General features: G+C 65.1%; 15 protein-coding genes and 1 pseudogene. 14 read left to right on the top strand and 2 right to left on the bottom strand.

Annotation, left to right across the window (positions count from 1 at the left end):
- Positions 1-208: 208 nt before the first annotated feature.
- The 8 genes and pseudogenes from E2I15_RS16035 to E2I15_RS16005 all read left to right on the top strand — a co-directional run bounded on the left by E2I15_RS16035 (position 209) and on the right by E2I15_RS16005 (position 5520).
- Positions 209-1138 (top strand): Gfo/Idh/MocA family protein, encoded by a 930-nt coding sequence (locus E2I15_RS16035; protein ID WP_155262424.1) that lies wholly within the window; start codon positions 209-211, stop codon positions 1136-1138.
- Between the two features lie 2 nt (positions 1139-1140).
- Positions 1141-2211, top strand: coding sequence for an aldose epimerase family protein (locus E2I15_RS16030; protein ID WP_137483811.1), 1071 nt, complete (start codon positions 1141-1143; stop codon positions 2209-2211).
- A gap of 35 nt (positions 2212-2246) precedes the next feature.
- Positions 2247-3125 carry an SMP-30/gluconolactonase/LRE family protein gene (locus E2I15_RS16025; RefSeq protein ID WP_137483827.1) on the top strand — a complete coding sequence of 293 codons (879 nt, stop codon included), beginning with the start codon at positions 2247-2249 and terminating at the stop codon, positions 3123-3125.
- A 59-nt stretch (positions 3126-3184) separates the two neighbouring features.
- A complete protein-coding gene (locus tag E2I15_RS16020) occupies positions 3185-3922 on the top strand; it encodes a TetR/AcrR family transcriptional regulator (protein WP_137483812.1) in 738 nt (245 codons plus the stop codon).
- A gap of 19 nt (positions 3923-3941) precedes the next feature.
- Positions 3942-4337, top strand: a complete 396-nt coding sequence (locus E2I15_RS16015) for a substrate-binding domain-containing protein (RefSeq protein ID WP_246668457.1) — start codon at positions 3942-3944, stop codon at positions 4335-4337.
- Complete coding sequence (locus E2I15_RS39555) at positions 4295-4426, top strand: hypothetical protein (protein WP_276487545.1); 132 nt, start codon at positions 4295-4297, stop codon at positions 4424-4426. The genes E2I15_RS16015 and E2I15_RS39555 overlap by 43 nt, the downstream gene beginning before the upstream one ends.
- Positions 4427-4457: 31 nt before the next feature.
- Positions 4458-4652, top strand: a pseudogene (locus tag E2I15_RS16010) (NAD(P)-dependent oxidoreductase); the annotation flags it as partial.
- An 85-nt stretch (positions 4653-4737) separates the two neighbouring features.
- Positions 4738-5520, top strand: coding sequence for an SDR family NAD(P)-dependent oxidoreductase (locus tag E2I15_RS16005; protein WP_028333266.1), 783 nt, complete (start codon positions 4738-4740; stop codon positions 5518-5520).
- A gap of 285 nt (positions 5521-5805) precedes the next feature.
- Here the strand turns inward: E2I15_RS16005 and E2I15_RS16000 are convergent, their stop codons facing one another.
- On the bottom strand, positions 5806-6618 hold the full coding sequence (locus E2I15_RS16000) for an enoyl-CoA hydratase (RefSeq protein WP_137483813.1): 813 nt from the start codon (positions 6616-6618) through the stop codon (positions 5806-5808).
- Between the two features lie 378 nt (positions 6619-6996).
- On the opposite strand from E2I15_RS16000, the gene E2I15_RS15995 reads away from it, so the two are divergent.
- Positions 6997-7650, top strand: coding sequence for a PilZ domain-containing protein (locus tag E2I15_RS15995; RefSeq protein ID WP_137483814.1), 654 nt, complete (start codon positions 6997-6999; stop codon positions 7648-7650).
- A gap of 150 nt (positions 7651-7800) precedes the next feature.
- Here E2I15_RS15995 and E2I15_RS15990 read toward each other — a convergent pair whose 3' ends face one another.
- Positions 7801-8505, bottom strand: a complete 705-nt coding sequence (locus tag E2I15_RS15990) for a hypothetical protein (RefSeq protein ID WP_137483815.1) — start codon at positions 8503-8505, stop codon at positions 7801-7803.
- Positions 8506-8690: 185 nt separating this feature from the next.
- Here E2I15_RS15990 and E2I15_RS15985 point away from each other — a divergent pair, with 185 nt between their 5' ends.
- The 5 genes from E2I15_RS15985 to E2I15_RS15965 all read left to right on the top strand — a co-directional run bounded on the left by E2I15_RS15985 (position 8691) and on the right by E2I15_RS15965 (position 14826).
- A complete protein-coding gene (locus tag E2I15_RS15985) occupies positions 8691-9311 on the top strand; it encodes a class I SAM-dependent methyltransferase (RefSeq protein WP_137483816.1) in 621 nt (206 codons plus the stop codon).
- A gap of 23 nt (positions 9312-9334) precedes the next feature.
- A complete protein-coding gene (locus E2I15_RS15980) occupies positions 9335-9745 on the top strand; it encodes a DOPA 4,5-dioxygenase family protein (RefSeq protein WP_028338548.1) in 411 nt (136 codons plus the stop codon).
- A 137-nt stretch (positions 9746-9882) separates the two neighbouring features.
- Positions 9883-12258, top strand: a complete 2376-nt coding sequence (locus tag E2I15_RS15975) for a putative bifunctional diguanylate cyclase/phosphodiesterase (protein ID WP_137483817.1) — start codon at positions 9883-9885, stop codon at positions 12256-12258.
- Between the two features lie 261 nt (positions 12259-12519).
- Positions 12520-13509 (top strand): DUF2778 domain-containing protein, encoded by a 990-nt coding sequence (locus tag E2I15_RS15970; protein WP_137483818.1) that lies wholly within the window; start codon positions 12520-12522, stop codon positions 13507-13509.
- 267 nt (positions 13510-13776) lie between these two features.
- Positions 13777-14826 (top strand): aromatic ring-hydroxylating dioxygenase subunit alpha, encoded by a 1050-nt coding sequence (locus E2I15_RS15965; protein WP_137483819.1) that lies wholly within the window; start codon positions 13777-13779, stop codon positions 14824-14826.
- Positions 14827-14837 lie beyond the last annotated feature (11 nt).

Below are 14837 nucleotides of genomic sequence, written 5' to 3'. Positions count from 1 at the left end.
CCGCCTGAAGAACGCCCGTCAAAACGGGAATCTGGCGCATCGACCTTGATTGATAAAAGCCGATGCCTCGGCCGCGAGGCCGCAACAGAGCGTCGTGGACTTGCGTGTCCGCAACCAAAATCACATCATGCCGTTGGTATTCGGCGCTGGCTTATGATTCTGCCTGGCGGCTTCAGCCGGCCAGGTGGACCGCAACGCGAGGACGGCCATGAGTGACCTGCTTCGCATCGCCATCGTCGGTTATGGCGAGATCGCGTGCCGGCAGCACGTGCCTGCGATCGCGAAGGCGTCAAGCGTGGCTCTCGTTGCGGTGGCTGATCCCGTCAAGACCCCGCCCGGCTTGCCGCATTTCCGCGATTTGCAGGAGCTGTTGTGCGACGGGCCGGAGATCGACGCGGTCGCGCTGTGTACGCCAGCGCAGATGCGCCACGCGCAGGCCTCCGCCGCGCTCGCGTCGGGCAAGCACGTGCTGCTGGAGAAGCCGCCGGGCACGACGGTAAGCGAACTCACGCCGCTGATCGCGACCGCGCAGGAGGCGGGCCGGACATTGTTTGCCACATGGCATTCGCGCTATGCGGCCGCGGTCGGCCCTGCGCGGCAATTGCTCGCGAGTCGCACCATCAACAAGGTGACCATCATCTGGAAGGAAGACGTGCGCGTCTGGCACCCGGGCCAGGCCTGGATCTTCGAGGCGGGTGGCTTCGGCGTGTTCGATCCCGGCATCAACGCGCTGTCGATCCTGACCGAGATCCTGCCGCGTGCGGTCTTCATCAGAAGCGCGACGTTGGACTTTCCCTCCAATCGCGAGGCGCCGATTGCGGCAGAGATCGAACTCTCCGACGCGAGCGGCTTGCCAATCCATGCCGAATTCGATTTCCGCCAGACCGGATCGCCGAGCTGGGACATCCTGTGCGAGACTGATGCCGGACCTGTGACGCTGTCGAAAGGTGGAAGGCAGCTGCGCGATGGCAACAGGCTGGTGGTCGATGCGCCGGATGACGAATATCCCGCGCTGTACCGCCGTTTCGTCGCGCTGGCCTCGGAAGGAAAATCCGATGTCGATCTCGCACCCTTGCGGCTTGTCGCCGATAGCTTCATGCTGGGGCGACGGCGCCTCGTCGAGGCGTTCGAGGACTGACAATGACATCAGCCAGCATCGGTCGCGCCCCCTTCGGCACGTTGCACGACGGCACCGTGGTCGAGCGCGTGATCTTGCGCGGCGAACACGGTTTTGAGGCCGCCATCCTTCCCTTCGGCGCCACACTGCAGGCGCTGCTTGCGCCGGATCGTGAGGGGGATTGCGACGACATCGTGCTTGGCCACGATGAGCTCGAGGGCTATCTCGCACAGCGCAAGTTCTTCGGTGCGACGGTCGGCCGTTACGCCAACCGGATCGCCGGCGCGCGCTTCGTGCTCGATGGCGAGACCGTGCAGCTCGACGCCAACAACGGTCCAAACGCGCTGCACGGCGGCCTGCAGGGCTTTGATCGCAAGCTGTGGCGGATCGTCGAACTATCGGACGATCCGGGGCCGGTGCTGGTGCTGGCGCGCGAGAGCCCGCATGGCGAGGAGGGCTATCCCGGCAACCTTCAGACGCGGGTGACCTACAGCGTGCGCAACCCGATGGAGCTCTCGGTCACCTACGAGGCGACGACCGACCGGCCGACCTGCCTCAACCTCACCAATCACAGCTTCTTCAATCTCGAGGGTGCGCGCTCGGGCATGCAGATCCTCGATCATCGCCTGACGATCGTCTCCGACCATTTCCTCGCGGTGGACGCCACGGCGATCCCGCTCCACGAGCCGCCGCGGCAGGTCGACGGTACGCCGTTCGACTTCCGCGAGCCCACGGCCATTGGTGCGCGGATCAGGATGAATGACGAGCAGCTGCGGCTCGGGCGCGGCTATGACCACAATTTCTGCCTGGCCTCGGGGATGGACCTTCGCCTTGCTGCGCGCCTTGAGGCGCCGCACAGCGGCCGCGTGATGGAGTTGTTCACCGATCAGCCGGGATTGCAGTTCTATTCCGGCAATTTCCTCGACGGCTCGACCGCCGGCAAGGGCGGTCGTCTGTACCGGCAATCCGACGCGCTCTGTCTGGAGCCGCATGCCTGGCCTGATACGCCGAACCGGCCCGACTTCCCGTCGGCGCGGCTCGATCCGGGGCAGCTCTATCGGCGCAGCATCGTCTACCGCTTCTCAACCGCGTGAGTGACGCCATGACCGACCGTGCCGCCGGGCCGCTGATGGAAGAGGTGCCGACATCGGTGCTGTCGGCGGAGCGTTGCCATCTCGGCGAAGGCCCGACCTATGATGCGGCGACCGACACCGCCTGGTGGTTCGACATCCGCGAGCGCCGCCTGTTCGAGCATCGATTTACATGTGGCAGCACTATGATCCATGAGTTGCCGAAAATGGCGAGCGCGCTGGCGCGGATCGACGGCGAGCGGCAGCTGATCCTCACCGAGGATGGACTTTATGTACGGTACATTGCCGACGGCCGCCTGGAGCTGTTCGCCGCGCTGGAGGCCGACAATCCGCTGACGCGCTCCAACGACGCGCGTGTGCATCCGTCGGGCACGTTCTGGCTCGGCACCATGGGGCGCTATGCCGAGCAGGGCGCCGGTGCGATCTATGCGCTGCACCGCAGCCGCATCGTGCGGCTGTATCGCGGGATCACCATCCCCAATGCGATCTGCTTTTCGCCCGCGGGCGACATCGGCTATTTCGCCGATACCGCGACCAACGTGCTGCATCGCGTGCCGCTCGATCCATCAACAGGACTGCCGGTCGGCGAGGCCGCCGAATTGATCAGGCATCGAGGCCGTGGCGGGCTCGACGGCGCGATCATCGATGCCGACGGGATGATCTGGAACGCGCGCTGGGGCGGCGGTTGCGTCGACGTTTACGATCCCGCCGGCCGGCATCTGCGTTCGCTGCGCGTACCGGCGAGGCAATCGAGCTGCCCGGCATTCGTCGGCCGCGACTTCTCGCGCGTGCTGGTCACCTCGGCCTGGCAGGACATGGATGAGGCGCAGCGTGCGGCCGATCCCGAGCATGGCCGGACGTTCCTGCTCGAGGCCGCCGCGCGCGGTCGTGCCGAGCCTGACGTCAAACTATCCTGACGGATGCGCGCCGCGCGGCGTTGTTGACGCGACCGGATTATTTGGACGATAGTACAAATATGGTCCGCAAACCTGCCAGGTCTGGCGTGAAGGCCGCCGCCGGCACCCGCAAGCCGAACATGCGCGAGGCGATCCTCGCCGCGGCGGAGGAATTGTTCTCGACCTACGGCTTCAACGCCGTCTCGGTGCGCGATATCGCGCAGGCCGCCGGCGCCAATCCAGGCAGCGTGACCTATCATTTCAGGACCAAGGACGGCCTGTTGCTGGAAATCTATCGGCGCCATTGCGGCCCGATGAACCGCCGGCGCTCCGAGCTTTTGGCGGCGGCGCGGCGGGTGCGCGATCTGCAGGACCGGCTCGAGGCGATCGTGCGCGCCTATGTGCTGCCGGCCTTTACGTCCGGCAGCGATCTTGCCGGCGGCGGAACGCGGTTCACGCGGTTGCGTGCGATCATGTCGGCCGAGGGCAATGAGGTCGTGCGCAAGATCATCGCGCAGACCTTCGACGACACCAGCCATGCCTTCATCGACGCGATCCATGAAAGCCTGCCGCATATTCCGCGTACCGATCTGGTCTGGCGCAGCCACTTCCTGCTCGGCGCGCTCTACTACACGCTGGTGACGCCGGAGCGCGTCTCGCGGCTGTCGCGCGGCAGCGCCGACGGCACCGATGCTGGCCACGCCATAGAGGAACTGGTGCGTGCCACCGTCGCCGCGTTGCAGGCCGCGCCGCTCGACGCAGGGGCGCCCGCGCCGCGCATGGCGCCGGGCGCAAATCCAGGGCGAGTGGTGACCTGAGCGTCCGGAGCCTGTCGCGATGGCGAAACTTCGGCTACGCGCCGTGCTCGGCAATCATCCGCACATCCGGGCGGTGAAGAACGGTGAGCTTCGCTCCGACCTGTTCGATCTCGACTTCACCGAATTCACGCCGACCAACGCCGCGTTCAAGCCGATGGTGCGCGAGCAGGCATTCGACGTCTGCGAGATGGCGATTGTGACCTATCTGATGGCAAGGGCGCACGGCAAACCGCTGGTGCTGCTGCCGGCGACGATGGTCGGCCGCTTCCAGCACGGCCACGCGCTGTGTCGCGCCGACCGCGGCACGCTCGTGCCCGCCGAACTCGAAGGCAAGCGGGTCGGCATCCGCTCGTTCACGACCACGACCGGGGCATGGATGCGCGCGTCGCGGCAAACCGCAAGCCGCTCGAACTGATGATCGACTATTGCGTGCAGCAGGCGTTGGTCCCCCGGCGCGTCACGGTCGACGAACTGTTCGACGACACAACACGGGACCTGAACTGATGACAATCTCGGGGCTGGAGGCCATGGTGATCGAGAGGTGGCCGAGACCGTGCGCGAGGCCGGGCTGACGCCTTGGTCTGCCTCCGGCACTGCCGAGCGGCAGGGCTGGATCGCCGACCTTGCCGATGAGGGCGTGTTCGAACCCAGAGGAACGCCGGACTTCGCCCGCAGCGCCGACGACTGGCGTACCGAGGCCGACCGGATTCTCGCGCGCATGAAGTCCTGAGGTCTCGTCCGGAGAATCCGCCGCGTTCCCTGCCGACGCGCAATGCGCTATTGCTCGGTGAACAGGTTGTTCTGGAGGCACTCCCATGAAGAATTCCGGCAAGGTCGTCGCCATCACCGGCGCGGCACGCGGCATCGGCAAGGCCTGCGCGGCGCGCTTCCTGTCCGACGGCGCCAGGGTCGTCATCTCGGATGTCGACGCTGCAGGGCTCGTCCACACCGCCCAGGAACTCGGACATATCGATCAGCTGCGGGCGGTCGAGGCCGACGTCAGCAAGCGCGCCGATGTCGATCGCATTGTCGCGACCGCGGTGAAGGAGTTCGGCCGGCTCGACGTCATGGTCAACAATGCCGGCGTCGCGCGCAACCGCGACTTCCTCGATATCAGCGAAGCCGAATTCGACGACGTCATGGGGATCAATCTCAAGGGCGCCTTCTTCGGCGTCCAGGCCGCCGCGCGCCAGATGATCGCGCAGGGCGGTGGCGGCGTCGTCGTCAACATGTCCTCGGTCAACGCGCTGCTCGCGATCCCCTCGCTCGCGACCTATGCGATGTCCAAGGGCGCGATGAAGCAGCTTACCTCGGTCGCCGCCGTGGCGCTGGCGCCGCACGGCATTCGCGTCGTGGCGGTCGGACCCGGCACGATCCTGACCGAGATGGTGGCGACGGCGATCTTCTCGTCCGAGGATGCGCGGCGCAGCGTGCTGTCGCGCACGCCGGCCGGCCGCTGCGGCGAGCCGAGCGAGGTCGCCTCCGTTGTGGCATTCCTGGCCAGCGACGATGCCTCCTATATCACCGGCCAGACCATCTATCCCGACGGCGGTCGGTTGATCCTGAACTACACGGTGCCCGTCAGCGAGAAAAAGTAGCGGGCAGGTCAATCGCGAGCGCACTGCCAAAATATCGAAAACAACCCCATGCAAAGTAGCCGGCGGCGGCGGGGGTTCGACCGGGCAACTTGACGCGTCGGGCAAATCGGCGGGTAATATTCCGTTATACGGAAATAACTCAGTGACCACCCGGTGTCATCACTCGCGCATGCGCATGCGGGTGATCCGGTATTCCAGAGGTGATCATGCTTGAGCCGATGGGCCGCGGCGTACTGGATCGTCCCGGATCGAATCGGGCGATGACAGGTGCGGATGAGGACGCCGCTACCGGCCCTTGAACTGCGGCTTGCGCTTCTCCATGAAGGCGCTGCGGCCTTCGCGGAAGTCCGCGCTGTCCATGCATTCGATGCCGATCTGCCTGATCGCGGCCATGTCGCGATCGGCGGGATCCTTCAGCACCTGCGCTATGGTGATCTTGGCGGCCTTGATCGCCAGCGGCGCGTTGCCCGAAATGGTGCGCGCGATCTCCATGGTCGCGTCCCAGAGCTCGGCGTCCGGCAGCACGCGATCGACGAGGCCGATCCGCAGCGCCTCGGCGGAGTCGATCCGCATGCCGGTATACATGATCAGCCGCGCCCAGGACGGGCCGACCAGCGACACCAGGTGGCGCAGCCCGTCATAGCCATAGGCGATGCCGAGCTTGGCGGCGGGAATGCCGAACTGGCCGCTGGCGCCTGAGATGCGGATATCGGTCAGCATCGCGACCTGCATGCCGCCGCCGAGGCAGAAGCCGCGGATGCAGGCGATGGTCGGCTTCGGATAGTCGGCGAGCAGGGCGCGCTGGGCGGCGCTGCGCCGTGAATATTCCTCGGAGGCCTCGGCGTTGTGCCTGGTCTTCTCGAACTGGCTGATATCGGCACCCGATACGAAGGCCTTGTCGCCGGCGCCGACCAGGATCACGACGCGGACGGCCGGATCGTCGCGCAACGCCCTCAGCGCCTCGCCGAGCCCCTCCCACATCTCCAGCGACATCGCATTGCGCTTGTCGGGATTGTTGAAGGTGATGACGCCGACGCCGTCGACGACGTCTTGCAGGATCTTGCCGTCGGCAAGCGATTTGTTCGACATGTTTGGCATATGAGGGGTCCGGTCTGATTTCGGCGAACGCTAGCACCCGGCCGACAGCCGGGGCAGGCGGTTTGGAGCACGGCGCGATTGCATTGCAGGGCGGTAACTCTCCCGGTAGTTGTACGGTTCGCAAAATAAACGGACGCGCAACGGTTGCGCCTTAGAGTGCGCCGCCGGCGCTCCGTCCCGGTTTAACTTTTTGCTAGTTTTTCGACGGTATGGATGTACGCACCTGCGCGCCAGGACCATTCCGCCACGCGCTGGGATGCGTGCCGCGGCTCCCCGCCGCCATCGCGTCGGTAGCGGACTTCCCCACCACCGGACCGGCAGTGAAGCCGGTCAATCCAGCCCTCCGTGCACTCCCATCGCCTCGGGCGAGGTTCAGTCGTGTCCGTCGAAAAATTTCTCAAGCAACGCGCGGTCAAGATCGCCGTCAACGGCAGCTACACGTTGCCGAACTGGTACGATGCCCAGGGCAGATTGCGCACCTTCGCCTGCCGCACCACGCGCGTCTCGCCGTTCCGGATGATCGTGGACGTGCCCGTCGTCGGCAAGGTCGGCGACCGGCTGACCTCGTATTTCGAGGAGTTCGGCAAGTTCGACGGCTGCATCACCGACACCATGAGCGGCAGCTTCCTGCTCGAACTCGAGATGACGCATGCCATGCGTGAGAAGTTCGCCGACAAGCTGACCTGGATCGAGAAGAAGCAAAAGGATCCGAGTATCCGCGAGGCGCGCAATAATCCGCGCTTCGTTCCGGTCGCGCCGCACGCCATGTTGACGCTGGCGGACGGCACCATCCAGAGCTGCTTCATCATCGACATGTCGCTGTCGGGCGCGGCGGTCTCCTCCGAGGCGCAGCCGCCGGTCGGCATGCCGCTTGCGATCGGCGCCTGCGTCGGGCGGGTGGTCCGGCATTTGCCGAACGGCTTCGCCGTCAAGTTCGTCGAGACCTACAGGCAGAGCGAGCTGGCCCGCCTGATCTCGCGCAAGTCAAAGGAATTGCTACTGGCGTCCGCCGATGCGGACCCTGTCGCCTGACGGGTGGGCTCCGCCGGCTTCTCTAAAGCGCGATGTGATTAGGTTGAATCGTCATCGCGCTTTAGCTCTTTGTTTGAGCATGATCTCCGCACAAACGCGTCCCGCGTTTGTCGCGAGGGAAAACCGCTTCGCACTTTTCCGGATCATGCTTTAGGTCAGCTGTTCCGGATCTTCCGCCGCGCGCATCCGCGAGATAGTGTCCTCGGTTGCATTTGGACCGGCCGCCGCGATTGCGATTTCGCGCGCCAAATTGGTGCATTCGGCCCACAGCAGGAAGAATACCAGCGGCGGCCGTTCGCGCGCTTCGAGCAGTTGCCGGCAACGCTCGGCCGCGCCGTCGATCGCCCACCACTGTTGGGCGACCACCATGACCCTGCGGAAGTTCCGCAGCGTGCCGGAAAACTTTTGCGGATCGGCGCCCACGAGGGCGCCGCAATGGTTCAGCCAGTTCAGGCCAGCGTAGATCGCAATCCCGTAATCCTCGATCGCGGTGCCGGTGAAATCGACGACGGTTTTGTCGTGCGCGCGCTGGCGCAGGAAAGCATCGATCATCTCCGCCTGGCGGGCCGGATCGACCAGCAGCGAGATGTCCTGCCGCGGCACCATCGGAACATAGCGCATCGCTTCAAGCCGCGTGTGCTCCCAGATCGCACCGATGTTGCCGAGCAGATCGCCGGACTTGCGTTTGCAGGCCGGATAGACCAGCACGCCATTGTCGGCGAGATCGAGATAGCGCGGGACCACCTTGTCGAGCGCGGCGAGAAACGCCGCCGGATCGCTGAGGCCGCGCAAATCGCTGGCGGCGTCCTCCGCTTGTGCAGGCTTGTTGCCGCGTGTCCAGCCGAAATTGGCCATCCCCGGACGCCCCGATCTCAACCCGGCCATCAGGTTAGTTGGAAAATGCGGCGAAGCAAATGCGGCATTTGCCGCTGCGCCGCCGTGCGTGCCCGCCGCTGCCGGTTGACGCGAGAGACCGCCGCGCCTAGCTGATGGTTAATGGCGCGCAACGCAGGTTGTTGCCGCTTTCGGGACCTATCGCCATGACCGCTTCTGATCGGCAATCGCATTGGCAGGCCGTTTATCTGACCAAGGGCGAGCAGCAGGTGAGCTGGTCGCAAGCCGATCCGCAGCCGTCGCTGCGCCTGATCGAATCGGTTGCGCCCGGCCGCGACGCCTTGATCGTCGACATCGGCAGCGGAGCCTCGCGACTTGTCGATGCGCTGCTGGCGAGCGGCTTTCATGATGTGACCCTGCTCGATCTCTCCGAAGCGGCGCTGGCCAGCGCGCGGCAGCGGATCGGCGCAGCAGGTGACCCGGTGCGCTGGATCCTGGGTGACGCGACGGTCTGGCAGCCGCAGCAGGCCTTCGACATCTGGCACGATCGTGCGGCGTTCCACTTCCTGGTCGAGGAACCAGACCGCGCGGCCTATCTCGACCGGCTGCATCGCGGCGTGAAAGCAGGCGGTCACGCCGTGATCGGCACCTTCGCGCTGGATGGCCCGGAGAAGTGCAGCGGCCTGCCGGTGCAGCGCTATGATCCCGCAACGCTCAGCAGGACCATCGGTCCGGCGTTCGAGTTGGTCGCCGAGCAGCCGCATCGGCACGTCACGCCTTGGGGCGCGACGCAGTCGTTCCAGTTCAGTGTGCTGCGGCGCAAATGACCGGCCGCAGAGGGAGGGGTGAGATGACGGACGCGCCACGGACGATCGGCGAGATCGCCAGCTATCACGCCCATGTCTATTACGACCCCGCGACCAGCCGCGGCGAGGCGGAACGGCTGCGCAACTGGATCGGCGAGCGCTTCCTGGTCACGCTCGGACGCTGGCACGACGTCAAGGTCGGCCCGCACGATCAGGCGATGTATCAGGTGGCGTTTGCGGCCGAGCTGTTTCCGACCCTGGTGCCGTGGCTGATGCTGAACCACGGCAGCCTGAGCATCCTGGTCCATCCCAACACCACCAATCCGCGCCGCGACCACCACGACGATCCGCTGTGGATCGGCACGCCGCTCGCCGTCCATGCCGACAAGCTACCCGAAGAGGCCGAGATGGAGCAGGCGCCGGCGCCGAACACATCGCCGACGCTGCGTCCCTGAGCGTCGCGGCCGTTGCGTAAAGTTTGACGCAATTGTGCTGCCGCCAAGTCGTTTCAAACTCATCGCGTTTTGCAACGTGAGGTTAAGTCACGGTTCCTAGGCTCGCCCGATAATTTCAGGGGTCGGGCGCATTGGGCATGTTCTTTTCGTTTCGAAGCTGGTCATTGTGGCGGGTGGTTGGACCTCTGCTGGCCATCGTGCTGCTGCTGGGCGGCCTGTCTGCCGGCAGCCTGCAGGTGATGTCTGCGGTCAGGGCCTATGTGGCCGGCGAAAGCATGTGGTCGAAGGGACAGAAGGATGCCATTCACGACCTGCAGACCTATGTCAGCACCGGTGCGCCGCTCTATCTGCAGAAGTTCGACGCCGCGATCGCGGTGCCGCTGGCCGATCGTGCGGCGCGGCGCGCCCTGGAAGCGCCCGGCAACAATGACGCCGTGGCGAGGGCCGGCTTCGCCAGGGCAGGCAATCATGATGACGACATCGGCGGCCTGATCTGGCTGTTCAAATATTTCCGCAAGATGCACCACGTGGCCGGCGCGGTGACGGCATGGCGCAATTCGGATGCGTTGCTCGATCAGCTGATCGAAATCCGGAACGAGGCTGCGAACGACGTCGCGCTGCACGATCCGTCGGCTGCGACCATCAGGCACTGGGCCGAGCGGATCGGTGCGGTGGACGCCGCGCTGAGCACGCTTGCGGTCGATTTCTCCGATCATCTGGGCAAGGCGTCGCGCCAAGTCTCCGCGCTGCTGCTGCTGGTCAACCTCGTGATCGCGGCCTGCCTGGCCGGCATCGTGCTGGTGCACACGCGGCGGATGCTGTGGCGGCGCTGGCTTGCCGAGACCGCGCTCGCGGTCGAGAAGGAGCGCGCCCAGCTCACCCTGGCATCGATCGGCGACGCCGTCATCGTGACGACGCAGGACGATCGGGTCGACTACATGAATGCCGCCGCGCAGCGGCTCATCGCGGCAGGGCAGGAGGTGACGGGACGGCCGCTGGCGTCGCTGTTCAACATTGCCGAGCAGCCGGTGCGCGGATCGTTCCAGACGGCCGACGCCGACGACGAAAGCCGGCCGCAGCTCCTGGTGCGGCCGGACCATTCCAGCGTGCCGGTCTCGGTGGTCGAGACCCCGATCGTGCATGCCGGAGAACCGGCGGGCCGCGTCATGATCATTCACGACATGACCGCCGAGCGGCGGCTGGTCGAGGAATTGGCGTGGGCTGCCTCGCATGACGCGCTCACCGGCCTTGCCAACCGGCGGCAGTTCGAGTTCGAACTGCACAAGGCGATGTCGGGCTCGCCGGCCATGGGCGCCGACCTGATGCTGATCGATCTCGATCAGTTCAAGATCGTCAACGACACCTGCGGCCACATGGCGGGCGACCGGTTGCTGAAGCAGGTGGCGAGGCTGCTTGCGGCCGAAGTCGGCAGCAGCGGCCTTGTCGCGCGTCTTGGCGGCGACGAGTTCGGCATTCTGCTGCATGAGGACGGCTCCGCGACGCACGACGTCGCTGCCGACGTTGCCGAGCGGATCAGGGCGGTGATCGAGCAGTCGAACTTCGTTTATGAGGGGTCGAGCTTCCGGATCAGCGCGAGCATCGGCCTGGTCGGGCTGGCCGACAGCGCCGGCGTGCAGGACGCGCTGCGGCTTGCCGACGTCGCCTGCTTCCTTGCCAAGGACAAGGGACGCAACCGCGTCCAGGAGCACCGCCCGTCCGACACCGGCATGGCCGTGCGGGCTGCCGAGATGAGCTGGGTCAATCGCATTCGCAAGGGATTGGACGAGGAGCGCTTCTGCCTCTACGAGCAGGAGATCCGCCCGGTGAACGGCGCGCTGAAAGGCAACGACCGGCGCGAGTTCTTGCTGCGCCTGCGCGACGAGAGCGGCGCGCTGGTGCCGCCCGGCAGTTTCCTGCCCGCCGCCGAACGCTACGGGCTGATGCCGCTGATCGACCGCTGGGTGGTTCGCCGCGCCTTCGAGATCATCGCCGAGCGCAAGCACCAGCCGCGCAAGATTGCCAGCTACGCCATCAATCTGTCCGGCGCCACCATCGGCGACAGCGACTTCGTCGACTTCGTCGCCGGGCTGTTCGCACAACTCGACGTTTCGCCGGCATCGGTGTGTTTCGAGATCACCGAGACCAGCGCAATCTCGAACCTCGACGAGGCGCAGAAGTTCATCGCGCGGCTGCGCGAGATCGGCTGCAGCTTCTCGCTCGACGATTTCGGCACCGGCATGTCCTCGATCGCCTATCTGAAGCACCTGCCGGTCGACATCATCAAGATCGACGGTTCGTTCGTGAAAGAGATCCTGAACAGCAAGGTCGATCGGGCGATGGTCGAGATGATCACCAAGACCGCGAAGATCATGCAGAAGCAGGTGGTCGCGGAATTCGTCGAGAACCTCGCGATCCTGGACGAACTGCGCCAGATCGGGGTCGACTACGCCCAGGGTTATGCCATCGGAAGGCCGGTTCCGGTGCTCACCCTCTGGGAAGAAAAGATCGCCTGAGCCGTCGAAATCGTCCCGAATCGGGACCTTTTCGGTCAATTCAGCCCGCCCAAGGCTGATTCTCTGGCACTTTCCATCCGAAAAACGTTTAAAAAACCTCTCGTTGTCGGCTTCGTCTCGATTATGCCTTACTCTAATTCCCTGATATGATGAGTGATCGGTGAATCCCGGTGGGCCGGGTAACAGGCCCCAGAGCACCGAACTTGGGGATTGATGGGTCAACGAACGACGAAACCTGCCCGGCGTAAGTCGAGCCGCGGCATGTCTCTGGTGGGCAGCACGGCATTTGCCGTGAGCGCGCTTGCCCTGTCGTCTGGCCTTGCCGCCTGGACGGTCGGCATCGACCCCACCGCATGGCTTCACGGTCCGGCGCTCGCCAACACCACCGCCTCGCTGAACTTCGACGATCGCTTCGGCTCGCGCTCCACGATCAATTCGGCCTCACTCTATTATCCACTGCGCCGCGGGTTCCGTTCGAGCCGCGGCGATTTCAATTCCGAGTTCGGCCAGATCGAGGACGCGCTGGCCGGCCAGCTGCGCGACACGCAGACCGAACTGCCGACCAGCCAGTCGGCGACGGCGTCCGTCGCTGCCACGACCACCGCGACGACGTCCACCGTGCCGATGCCGCGGTCGCGGCCGGCCGAGGCCAATCTGCTTGCACGGAACGATCAGCCGCCACCGCCGCAGGCGCCGGTGCAGCAGGGCGACAACCGGACCTTCCTGCAGAAGATTGCCGACATGATGCCGGGCAAGCTGCAACTGGCCTCGCTCGATCCGAATGACGGATTGTTGTCCGGTCCGAGTCCCGATCTCGGCAAGCTCGGCTATGACAGCACCACGGCCGTCTACGACATCACCGGCCGCATCGTGTACATGCCCGACGGTACCAAGTTCGAGGCGCATTCAGGCCTCGGCAATCTGCTCGACGATCCCGCGCATGTGAACGCCCGCAACGCCGGTGCGACGCCGCCCGGCATCTATGAGATGAAGCCGCGCGAGAAGCTGTTCCACGGCGTACCCGCGTTGCGCATGACCCCGGTCGATGGCAGCGACACGTTCGGGCGCGTTGGCCTCTTGGTCCACAGCTACATGCTCGGGCCGAACGGCGACTCCAACGGCTGCATCTCGGTCAAGCACTACGACAAGTTCCTGCAGGCCTACCGCAGCGGCATGGTCAAGCGCATCGCCGTCGTCATCAACATCAAGGATGTCCAGTCGGCCTCGACCCGCGCGGCGTCGAACTCATAAGCCGACCGCCGGCGCCTCCGACAAATTGCGCAGGCTCTTGAAGAGTCCAGCCTTCGATCCGCTGACCGCCTCCAGCGCGGCCTAGCTGCTTCTCCCATCATCTCGGAAAATCGCGCGCCACGCTGTCGCTAGTTCTCCTGGAGGCGGCCATCTGATGCATTTGTGTATACCACAACTCAAGCAAAATTACCTAGATACCTCTCACTTGCTGATTTCACGCACCAAGCGTATACATAACGTATCCATAGATGCTGAGAAGGCGGACCAATGCCAAAACCCTTTCCAATGAACGCGTGGTACGCGGCCGGTTGGGATGCCGAGATCAAGCACGCGCTGTTGCCGCGGACGATCTGCGGCAAGCATGTCGTGATGTACCGCAAGGGCGACGGCGAGGTGGTGGCGCTGGAGGATGCCTGCTGGCATCGCCTCGTGCCGCTCTCCAAGGGCCGGCTCGACGGCGATGCCGTGGTCTGCGGCTATCACGGCCTGAAATACAACGCGCAGGGCCGCTGCACTTTCATGCCCTCGCAGGAGACGATCAATCCGTCGGCCTGCGTGCGCGCCTATCCCGTCGTCGAGCGCCACCGCTTCATCTGGCTCTGGATGGGCGATCCCGCGCTAGCCGATCCCGCGCTGGTGCCCGACATGCACTGGAACCACGATCCGGCCTGGGCCGGCGACGGCAAGACCATTCACGTCAAATGCGACTATCGCCTCGTCGTCGACAATCTGATGGACCTGACGCACGAGACCTTCGTGCACGGCTCGAGCATCGGCAATGATGCGGTCGCCGAGGCGCCGTTCGACGTTACCCATGGCGAGAAGACGGTCACCGTGACGCGCTGGATGAAGGGCATCGAGGCGCCGCCGTTCTGGGCCAGGCAGCTGCAGAGGCCGGGCCCGGTCGATCGCTGGCAGATCATCCGCTTCGAAGCGCCGTGCACCGTCAACATCGACGTCGGCGTCGCGCCGGCTGGTTCGGGCGCGCCGGAGGGCGATCGTTCGCAGGGCGTCAACGGCTACGTGCTGAACACGATCACGCCCGAGACCGAGAAGACCTGCCATTATTTCTGGGCCTTCGTCCGTAATCACCGCATCACCGAGCAGCGGCTGACCTCGGAAATCCGCGACGGCGTCGCGGGGATCTTCCATGAGGATGAGATCATCCTGGAAGCGCAGCAGCGCGCGATGGACGAGAATCCGGACCGGGTGTTCTACAATCTCAACATCGACGCTGGCGCAATGTGGGCGCGGCGCGTCATTGACCGCATGGTGGCGAAGGAAAATCCGCCGCAGCAGCTGCAGGCCGCCGAGTAGGCGAGGGGCGA

The sequence above is a fragment of the Bradyrhizobium sp. BR2003 genome (genome assembly GCF_009720285.1).
GTDB classification, from domain to species: Bacteria; Pseudomonadota; Alphaproteobacteria; order Rhizobiales; family Xanthobacteraceae; genus Bradyrhizobium; species Bradyrhizobium elkanii.
The sequence above is the reverse complement of the archived record's forward strand: the minus strand, read 5'-3'. Positions and strand labels throughout refer to the sequence as shown.